The sequence below is a fragment of the Paraburkholderia sp. J94 genome (genome assembly GCF_905220285.1).
Classification (GTDB): domain Bacteria; phylum Pseudomonadota; class Gammaproteobacteria; order Burkholderiales; family Burkholderiaceae; genus Paraburkholderia; species Paraburkholderia tropica_A.
In genome coordinates this window covers 1-333 of the sequence record NZ_CAJMZH010000069.1, presented here as the reverse complement: position 1 = coordinate 333, position 333 = coordinate 1, and the positions used below count along the sequence as shown (strand labels likewise).

General features: G+C 47.7%; 1 tRNA gene. It reads right to left on the bottom strand.

Going from position 1 to position 333, the window contains the following annotated elements:
- Window positions 1-219 precede the first annotated feature (219 nt).
- Window positions 220-295, bottom strand: a tRNA-Ala gene (locus U4Y88_RS37685).
- Between the last annotated feature and the right edge of the window lie 38 nt (window positions 296-333).

Here is a 333-nt window from a genome sequence, read left to right as displayed (position 1 = left end):
GATCTTTCGATCACTTAAAAATACATTGATACAATCACAACCCTGATTCACTTACTCACGCCCATCTCTAGACGCTTTCAGATGAATCTCTTTACTACTTCTTCCTGATTGTTAAAGAACGACAGCCGATATGGTTTTACTCACATCGCTCTGACTGGCTCAATCGCCAATGCGTAATACCCGGTTTGTGCTGCTTACCGGACACTAGGCATTGAGGATTGGTGGAGGATGACGGGATCGAACCGACGACCCCCTGCTTGCAAAGCAGGTGCTCTCCCAGCTGAGCTAATCCCCCAGTCAAAACAACTCAAAGGGCTTGCTCGTCAGACCAGT